Origin of the sequence: Aeromicrobium sp. PE09-221, from assembly GCF_002174305.1 — a bacterium.
Taxonomy (GTDB): Bacteria; Actinomycetota; Actinomycetes; order Propionibacteriales; family Nocardioidaceae; genus Aeromicrobium.
Window position 1 is genome coordinate 1 of record NZ_MIJB01000058.1, and the last position, 1,825, is coordinate 1,825.

2 protein-coding genes are annotated in these 1,825 nt (G+C 65.8%); one reads left to right on the forward strand and one right to left on the reverse strand.

What is annotated here, in order from left to right; all coding sequences use genetic code 11:
* On the forward strand, positions 1–753 hold a 753-nt coding region (locus tag BHE97_RS19205; protein ID WP_087625643.1), incomplete at its 5' end, for a hypothetical protein.
* Positions 754–794: 41 nt separating this feature from the next.
* Here the strand turns inward: BHE97_RS19205 and BHE97_RS19210 are convergent.
* On the reverse strand, positions 795–1,825 hold a 1,031-nt coding region (locus tag BHE97_RS19210; protein ID WP_087625644.1), incomplete at its 5' end, for an ISL3 family transposase.

Here is a 1,825-nt window from a genome sequence, read left to right on the forward strand (position 1 = left end):
CGCCTCGCGCTTCCCGAACGGGCACAGATGAGCCATGCGACGCGGGTCGAGGCTCTCGGCTACCCCGGCAGGTTGCCGGCACCACTGCACTTCACCGTGGCAGGCGACCTGCATCTGACGATGCCCGGTGTCGTGCTGCATCGAACCGAGGTGCTGCCTCCGTGTGACGACACCGGTGTCACACCGGCGGCCGCCTTCGTGCAGATGTGCGCGCAACACCCCGTTCGCCGGTTGGTTCAAGTCGGGGACTGGCTCCTACGCCATCAGCACGCCTCGGTGGCCGAGATCTGCGAGACAGCCTTACTGCACCAATGGCGACCCGGTTCCTCAGGGGCGTTGCGAGTCGTTCCATGGCTCCACGACAACTCATGGGCCTTGGGTGAGTCGGAGGTCAGGGTTCTGCTGAGAGCGGCGGGGCTGCCCGAGCCCGAAATGAACGTTCGCCTGTACGACGGAGGTTGCTTCCTGGGCGTGACCGATCTGTGGCTCGAGCAATGGAAGCTCGCTCTCGAGGTGGAAGGTGAGCAACATTTCATCGACCCCAGGCAGATCGAGCGCGACGTACATCGGTACACGCGATTTCGTCAGGCCGGCATCCACTACCTGCAGATCACCAAGGCGATGCGTCGTCAACCGGTCGCCCTCGTCCACACCGTCGATCGCGAGCTGAGGCGGGTGGGCTACGACGGGCCGGCGATCAGCTTCGGTGATCGCTGGCGGTCGCTCTGGCAGCCGCCACGCGCTCGGCGGTGAGTTATCCCGCACCTCAGCGCTCGAAGTGCGGGATAACTGGCTCATCGCATTCCAGGGTGTAGCGCGGGTCTGAATCCTCCGCTCTCGAGGAGTGATCTGGCGATGTAGTTCGTGAGGTTGCGGAAGCCGAGGGCGGAGCCGCGGAGGTGTTCGAGGCGTCCGTTGATCGCCTCGGTCGGGCCGTTGGAGGTGCCGGGTCGGTCGAAGAACGCGAGGACGTCGACGGCGCGTTGTTTCAGGGTGCGTCCGAGGCGTCGGATCTCGACGAGCGCGGCGGGGACGCCGCTGCTGACTGCATCGATGACGGCTTGCATCATCTGCTTGCCGAGCTTCTTGTCGGGTTCCCGGTACGCGGCGACCATGCGCTGATAGACGCCCCAGGTCGCTTCAACCTCGACGTGCTCCTCGATGGCGAATACCGCCTTCAGGCGTGCGGACTGCTTGTCGGTGAGCAGGCTCGCCCCGGTGTGCAGGGTGCGTCTCGCTTTGTAGAGCGGATCGCTGGCGCGACCACGATGCCCGAGGGTGGCCTGCTGGACGCGTTGCCGGCACCGGTCGAGTGCCTCGCCAGCGAGCCTCACGACGTGGAACGGATCCATCACCGGGACCGCGTCGGGAAGCTCTTCCGCGGCGGCGGTCTTGAACCCGCTGAACCCGTCCATCGCGACCACCTCGATCTTCTCCCGCCACTCTTTCGGGCGCCCGGCAAGCCACTGTTTGAACACCGCCTTCGAACGCCCCTCGACCATGTCCAGCAACCGTGCAGGACCGGTCCTGTTCCGTGTCGGGGTGAGGTCGATGATCACCGTCACGTACTTGTCGCCGAACCTGGTGTGCCGCCAGACGTGCTCATCGACGCCGATCGTGGTGACCCCGTCGAACCGGTGCGGGTCATCGATCAGTCGGCGCTTGCCCTCGGCGATGATCGCGTTATTCGCGGTGTGCCAAGACACTCCGAGACCGGCCGCCGCGCGAGAGACGGTGAGGTGGTCGATCACGATGCCGGTCAGAGCCCACGTGAGCCCACCACGGGAGATCTTCGCTCTGGCCGGCGCCGCCTTCGAGGAGGCTT